6 protein-coding genes and 1 pseudogene are annotated in these 6307 nt (G+C 69.4%); 3 read left to right on the top strand and 4 right to left on the bottom strand.

Going from position 1 to position 6307, the window contains the following annotated elements; genetic code table 11:
* Nucleotides 1-208 (top strand): annotated as a pseudogene (locus ASF75_RS04660) (acyl-CoA desaturase); the annotation flags it as partial.
* 16 nt (nt 209-224) lie between these two features.
* Entirely contained in the window at nt 225-434 is a 210-nt protein-coding gene (locus ASF75_RS04655; RefSeq protein WP_042540496.1) for a cold-shock protein, read from the top strand.
* Between the two features lie 101 nt (nt 435-535).
* On the opposite strand, the gene ASF75_RS04650 is transcribed toward ASF75_RS04655, so the two are convergent.
* From ASF75_RS04650 to melA, 4 genes are all read right to left on the bottom strand, one after another.
* Nucleotides 536-1411 carry a carbohydrate ABC transporter permease gene (locus ASF75_RS04650; RefSeq protein ID WP_235517522.1) on the bottom strand — a complete coding sequence of 292 codons (876 nt, stop codon included), beginning with the start codon at nt 1409-1411 and terminating at the stop codon, nt 536-538.
* On the bottom strand, nt 1411-2370 hold the full coding sequence (locus ASF75_RS04645) for a carbohydrate ABC transporter permease (RefSeq protein WP_056069178.1): 960 nt from the start codon (nt 2368-2370) through the stop codon (nt 1411-1413). Before ASF75_RS04645 ends, ASF75_RS04650 begins: the two co-directional genes overlap by 1 nt.
* Nucleotides 2354-3658, bottom strand: coding sequence for an ABC transporter substrate-binding protein (locus ASF75_RS04640; RefSeq protein WP_235517520.1), 1305 nt, complete (start codon nt 3656-3658; stop codon nt 2354-2356). Before ASF75_RS04640 ends, ASF75_RS04645 begins: the two co-directional genes overlap by 17 nt.
* A gap of 127 nt (nt 3659-3785) precedes the next feature.
* Nucleotides 3786-5210, bottom strand: a complete 1425-nt coding sequence (gene melA, locus ASF75_RS04635; protein WP_017885826.1) for an alpha-galactosidase — start codon at nt 5208-5210, stop codon at nt 3786-3788.
* Nucleotides 5211-5323: 113 nt separating this feature from the next.
* On the opposite strand from melA, the gene ASF75_RS04630 reads away from it, so the two are divergent.
* Complete coding sequence (locus tag ASF75_RS04630) at nt 5324-6148, top strand: helix-turn-helix domain-containing protein (protein ID WP_056069172.1); 825 nt, start codon at nt 5324-5326, stop codon at nt 6146-6148.
* Nucleotides 6149-6307: the final 159 nt, after the last annotated feature.

Raw genomic sequence — 6307 nt, 5'->3', positions numbered from 1 at the left:
GCACCACCTGTTCCCGTCGATGCCGCGTCCGGCGTTGAAGCAGGCCCGCCTGCTGGTGCGGGACCACTGCGACACCCTCGACGTGCCCTACACGGAGACCACGCTGCTGCGTTCGTACGGCATCGTCGTCCGGTACCTCAACCGCGTCGGCCTCGCCGCCCGCGACCCCTTCGCGTGCCCCATGGTCGCGCAGCTGCGCATCCACTGACGCCGTGCTGACCGCCATGCCCACGGGCACCGTGAAGTGGTTCGACCACAGCAAGGGGTTCGGATTCATCCACCCCGACGACGGGTCCGAGGACCTGTTCGCACACTTCTCCAGCATCGTCGCGGCGACCGGCTCCCGGCCGCTGGCCCAGGACGACCACGTGCAGTACGAGATCGGACCCGGCAAGAAGGGTCCGCAGGCGGACAACATCTCGATCATCCGCTGACGCGGACGACGGACGGGAGGCACGGTGCCAGCTGGCACCGTGCCTCCCGTCGTTCCTTTCCCATGGCCACTGCAGTGGTAGGCCCGGAACCGCCCGGCGCCCTACTTGATGCCGGTCGAGGCGATGCCCTGCACGAACTGCCGCTGGAACGCCAGGAAGACCACGAGCAACGGCAGCACCGTGACGGTCGCGATCGCCATCACGGCTCCCCACGGTGAGCTGAACGCCTGGTTGTTCGTCAGGGTCGACAGGGCCACCGGCACCGTCAGGTTCTCGTTGCCCTGCAGGACGACGAGCGGCCACAGGAAGTCGTTCCACCGCGTCATGAACCCGAGGATCACGAGCACCCCCACCAGGGGGCCGCACGAGGGCAGCACCACCCGGAAGAACGTCTGGAACTCCCCGGCGCCGTCGAGTCGAGCGGCCTCCATCAGGGCGTCCGGCACCCCGAGCATGAACTGCCGCGCGATGAAGATCCCGACGACGTCGAACACGGTCGGCAGGATCACCGCCCAGGGGGAGTCGACCAGGCCGATCTTGGCGACCACCAGGAAGCTCGGCACCAGGGTGACCTGGATCGGGATCATGATCGTGACGAGGAACGCCGAGTACAGCAGCCCTCGGCCCACGAAGCGGAACTTGGCGAGGGCGTACCCGGCCATCAGCGACACCACGACGCTCAAGGCGGTGCCGACGCTGGTGATGAGCGCCGAGTTGCCGAGCCACCGCCAGACCGGCTGCGTGCTGAACACCTGCGTGTAGTTCTCGAACGTCGGCCGGGTCGGGAACAGCGAGAACGTGCCACTCTGCGACTGCCCGCCGGGGGTGAGTGCCGAGACGACCATCCAGTACAGCGGGAACACCATCAGGATGGCCAGGGCGGTGAGCCCGGCGACGAGGACCCACCGACCGGGCCGACGCCGGGAGCGGACTCCAGCCGGACGGCGGCGGGGACCGCGGACATCGAGTACGGCCATCAGAGCATCTCCTCCGCCTTGCGGTTGGCGCGCTGCCGGAGCAGCGTGAACACGAGCAGGATCGCGACGAGCACCAGTCCGAGCGCCGCGGCGTAGCCCATCCGGGCATCGATGAACGCGGACCGGAACACGTACTGGATCAGCACCGTCGTCGAGAAGCCAGGGCCACCGCCGGTCATCACGTAGATGACGTCGAAGGCCTGCAACGAGAACACGACGTTCAGGATGAGCAGGATCGACGTCGTCGGGCGGAGCAGCGGCCACGTGATGGTCCGGAACCGCACCCAGCGCGAGGCGCCGTCGATCGCGGCGGCCTCCTTGAGCTCGGCGGGCACGGACTGCAGCGCGCCGAGGTAGATCACCATGCAGAAGCCGATCCGGGTCCAGACCACGACGACCACCAGGGTCGCCATCGCCCACCCCGGAGCGGTCAGCCAGGGCACGCGGCCCATGCCGAGCGCTTCGAGCAGGTTGTTCACGACGCCGTAGTCGCCGTTGAAGATCCACGACATGATGACGCCCACCACGACGCCGGCGGCGACCATCGGCACGAAGAACAGGGCGCGGAACACCGAGCGTCCGGGCAGCGGCCTGTTCAGGGCAACCGCCAGGGCGAGCCCGATCGCCATCGAGGTCGGCACGGTGCCGAGCGTGAACACGAGCGTGTTCCGCAGCGCCGTCCCGATGAGCGGGTCGGAGCCCATGTCGACGAAGTTCTTCCCGCCGACCCAGGTGCCGTCGCCGAGCGAGGTGCTGGAGTCCTGGAAGCTCAGCGCGATCGCCGTGATGATCGGGATGAGCGAGAAGCCGAGGAACAGCAGCGCCGCGGGGCCGATGAACACGTACGGGACGAAGCGGCCGCGGCTTCGGCGGGCACCGTCGCCAGCGGGGAGTCCGCCGGTCGGAGGGGCGGTGGACGCCGTCGTGCGGACCGGCGCGGTCTCAGTTCGCAGTGACACTGCGCATCGCCTCCATCATCTGGTTCGAGGCCTCTTTCGGGCTCAGCTGCCCGAGCAGGCAGAGGTCGAGGTAGTCGGCGAACACCGCGTTGAGCGAGCTGAAGTACTCGCCGCTCTCGGCCTTCACCATCGAGAGCGGGATCGTCGTCCCCTGGTCGATGAACCGCTGCATCGTGTCGGTGTTCGCGGCGTACCCGATGTCCTTCGCGTCGAGGGACTTCCGGGCGGGCAGCCAGTTGCCGTCGTGGCAGAACTGCTGCATCTTCGACCGTGACGTGATCATCGCCACGAGCTCGGCCGCGAGCTCCGGGTGCTTGCTCGACTTCGTGACGGCCAGGGCGTTGCCGCCCAGGTCGCTCGCCTCGCCGACGTTGCGGATCATCGGGGCAGTGCCCCAGTTGTCGGGCATGTCGGTGTCGAGCTGCGCGATCGACTCCGGGTTGTTGAGCATCATGCCGATCTGCCCGGTCAGGAACAGGTTCCGCGAGACGTCACCGCCGCCGCTCTTGCTGAGGTTGCCGGTCGTCGCGAGTCCTTCGGCGTACCACTTCCGGCCGAAGGCCAGGGCGTCGATCGCCTCGGGGGTGTCCATCGACGGGGTCGCGCCGTCCTCCCCGAGGAACGCGCCGCCGTTCTGGTGGACCAGCGGCAGCCACCGGTACGCGGTCTCGGGCGACGACCAGCCGTACCCGAACGCGTACTTGCCGGTGACCTGCTTGACCTCCTTCGCGACGTCGAGGAACGCATCCCACGTCCACGCGTCGGCCAGGGCCTCCGGCGGTGTGACGCCGATCCGTTCCATGACGTCGCGGTTGTAGTAGGTGATGAAGTTGTCGGTGTGCTGGAAGACGCCGTACACACCGTCGTCCCGCGCGCCGATCGCCCAGAACGGGTCGCTGTAGTCCTGCCGGTAGTCCGCCGGGACGGCCCCCGAGATGTCGACCAGGCTGCCGTTCGCGGCGTACCGGCCGATCTGCTGCGGGGTGATCCGGATGACGTCCGGCGCCAGGTCGGCGGCGAGCCGCGTGATGAACCACTGGTGGAACTGGCCGGTCGTGACCTCGACGGAGACGCTCGTGCCCGGGTGCGCCGCGACGAACTCGTCGGCGATCGCCTGGTAGCTCGTGATGTCCGTCGGGATGTTCCAGGTGGACAGGCGGATGTGCTTCGTGCCGCCGCGGGCAGCGGTTCCCTGGCCCGCGCAGGCGGCGAGGGCGCCGGCCATCGAGATACCGGCGAGTGCGAGGAACCCCCGTCTGGCGAGCTGGGGGGATGGTCGGGTCGGCATGGTCCTCTCCTTTGAGGTCGTGGTGCCGTGCAGGACGGACTGGAGGCGCGGCGCGCGGCTGCGCGTCGGCGCGAGCCGGACGTGGGGTCGCGGTTGCGGACCCGACCCCACGTCGGGCGCGACGGCGTCAGACCAGCGCTGGGCGGGCCTCCCGGTCGGCCGTGTGCGCGGCTGCGCCCGCGTCCGCCGGACGCAGCGACTCGGGGAGCAGCGCCGCATGGGCGTGCAGGAGCTCGTCGGTCATCTCGGCGATGCGGTCGAGCGTGAGGTGCGCCGCCGTCAGCGGGTCGAGGGCGACCGCGTGGTGGACGTGCTCGACGTTGCCCGTCAGCGCAGCGCGCACCGCCAGGGTCTGCACGTTCGTGTTCGTGCGGTTGATCGCGGCGAGCTGGGGCGGGAGCTCGCCGAACGAGGTCGGTTGCACGCCCTTGCCGTCCACCAGGCAGGCCACCTCGACGCAGGCGTCGGACGGCAGGTTCTGGATGACGCCGGTGCTGTTCGGGACGTTGCCGTAGACGACTGCGGGGACCCCTGTGACGATCGCGTTCACGATGCTCGCCCCGTACTCGACGCTCGGCGTCAGGTCGGCCTTGAGCTTCTCGAGCTGCGTGTCCACGTCGCCCTGCTCGTCGTGCGCCAGGCAGATCTCGTAGTAGTCCCAGCGCTCCGGGATGTACTCGAGCACCGTCTCCGGGTCCTTGCGGAAGTACGGCACGTACTCGCTGGCGTGGTGGCTCGACTCGGTCTCGAAGTACCCGAACGAGCGCATCAGCTGGGTGCGGACCTGCTCGTTGCCGCCCTCGTAGTTGCTCGCGGCGGCAGCCGCCTCGCTGTGGTCGCCGTCGTCGTCGTGCAGGTCGGACGCCGCGACGCCCCGCTGGTGCTTGGCCGTCATCACCTCGCGCAGACGCGGGTAGAGGTCCTCGCCGTTGCGACGCTTGAACTCGAGGATCCACGCCTGGTGGTTGATGCCGGCGCTGACGAACTCGACCTCGTCGTACGGCACGCCGAGCGTGCGGGCCAGCATGCGGGTGGTGCCCTGCACGCTGTGGCAGAGGCCGACGGTCCGCAGGCCCTTCGCGTTGAGGAACGCCGTGGCCATCGCCATCGGGTTCGCGTAGTTGATGAACTGGGCGTCCGGGCAGAGCTCGAGCGCGTCGCGGGCGATGTCCTCGTAGGCACGGACCGACCGCAGGAACCGGAACACGCCGCCGGGGCCGACGGTGTCGCCGACGGCCTGGTCGATGCCGTACTTGCGGGGGATCTCGACGTCCCACTTGTACGACTCGACGCCGCCGACCTGGAACGTGATGATGACGACGTCCGCACCCGCCAGGGCCTCGCGCCGGTCGGTGGTCTCGAGGACCTCGACGCCGAGGCCGTGGTGGGCGACGAGTTCGCGGGCTGCGGTCGCAGTGCGGGCGACCCGGCCCGCGTCGAGGTCCATGAGGTGCAACGTCGCGTCCTGCAGTGCGGGGAAGGAGACGAGGTCGCCGATGAGGCGGAAGGGGAAGACGAAGCCGCCGGCGCCGATGATGGTGATCTTGGTCATGTGACTACGGTAGGAAGCGCCGGGGCCCGGGGCCTCCGGCTTCGGACGGCGGGGTTCCAGGATCCTCGGATCGGACTCCGGGTCGTCCACGCCGCTGCCGTAGGCTCGGCATCGTGCTCGACGTGGAGACGGTGGAAGCGGCGTACTGGAGCCATCGCGGCCCGGCGCCGATGATGCCGTCCTCACACCGGCACGACGACCTCGAGATCAACCTCGTGCTCGAGGGACGGCTCGACTACCGGTTCGGCGGGGAGCCGGTGAGCGTCAACGCGGGGGAGATCGCGCTCTTCTGGGGATGGACACCCCACCAGCTCGTCGGTGACGCGACGGGGACCGGACAGTGCCGGTGGGTGCACATACCGCTCGGCGAGGTGCTGGCGTGGGGGCTTCCGGACCACGACCTCGGTGCCATGCTGCTGAACCGTCCCGTCGTGGTGCCGACCGGTGCGGCCGGGCGGGACGTCGAGTCGATGTTGTCGTCGTGGCAACGGGACTTCGCGGACGACGGAGCCGGAGTGATCGCGAACCTCGAAGCGCAGGCCCTGGTGCGCCGGTTGCTGCGGCACCACCGCGACGCCGTGAACCAGCGCGCGGAGGGCGGGCACGGCACCGCGGACGCGATGCACCGGGTGATCGACATGGTGCGGTTCGTCGTGGACCGGTTCCGCGAACCGATCGAGGTCGCCGACGTCGCCGCTGCGGCACACCTGCATCCGCACTACGCCATGACGGTGTTCCGGCAGGACGTCGGGACCACGATCGGGGAGTACCTGACTCGGTGCCGAGTGGCCGAAGCGCAGCGGTTGCTCGCGACCACGTCGATGACGACGTCGGAGATCGCGCACGCCGCGGGGTTCGGCTCGCAGTCGAGCTTCTACGCGCACTTCACCCGTGCTTGCGGGAGCGCGCCCGGGGCGTACCGAGCGCGGGCCCGCTGAGCTGTGGTTCCCACGACGTGAATCGGCCCGGACCGCGCTGCTGCGTGGTCCGGGCCGATCGTGGTGCGGGGGTGTTACTTGATCTGTGCGGTGATGGTGGCCGTGCCGACGAGGAGGCCGCGCTTGACGGCGTCGGTGCCGAAGGTCTTGTTCAGCAGG

Origin of the sequence: Curtobacterium sp. Leaf154 (assembly GCF_001424595.1) — a bacterium.
GTDB classification, from domain to species: domain Bacteria; phylum Actinomycetota; class Actinomycetes; order Actinomycetales; family Microbacteriaceae; genus Curtobacterium; species Curtobacterium poinsettiae.
Note: the sequence above shows the minus strand (reverse complement) of the source record. Positions and strands in the feature narration are given on the sequence as shown.

Coding starts and splice junctions, on each gene's coding strand:
- ASF75_RS04655 (WP_042540496.1), top strand. CDS start 225: ATGCCCACGGGCACCGTGAAGTGGTTCGACCACAGCAAGGGGTTCGGA.
- ASF75_RS04650 (WP_235517522.1), bottom strand. CDS start 1,411: ATGGCCGTACTCGATGTCCGCGGTCCCCGCCGCCGTCCGGCTGGAGTC.
- ASF75_RS04640 (WP_235517520.1), bottom strand. CDS start 3,658: ATGCCGACCCGACCATCCCCCCAGCTCGCCAGACGGGGGTTCCTCGCA.
- melA (WP_017885826.1), bottom strand. CDS start 5,210: ATGACCAAGATCACCATCATCGGCGCCGGCGGCTTCGTCTTCCCCTTC.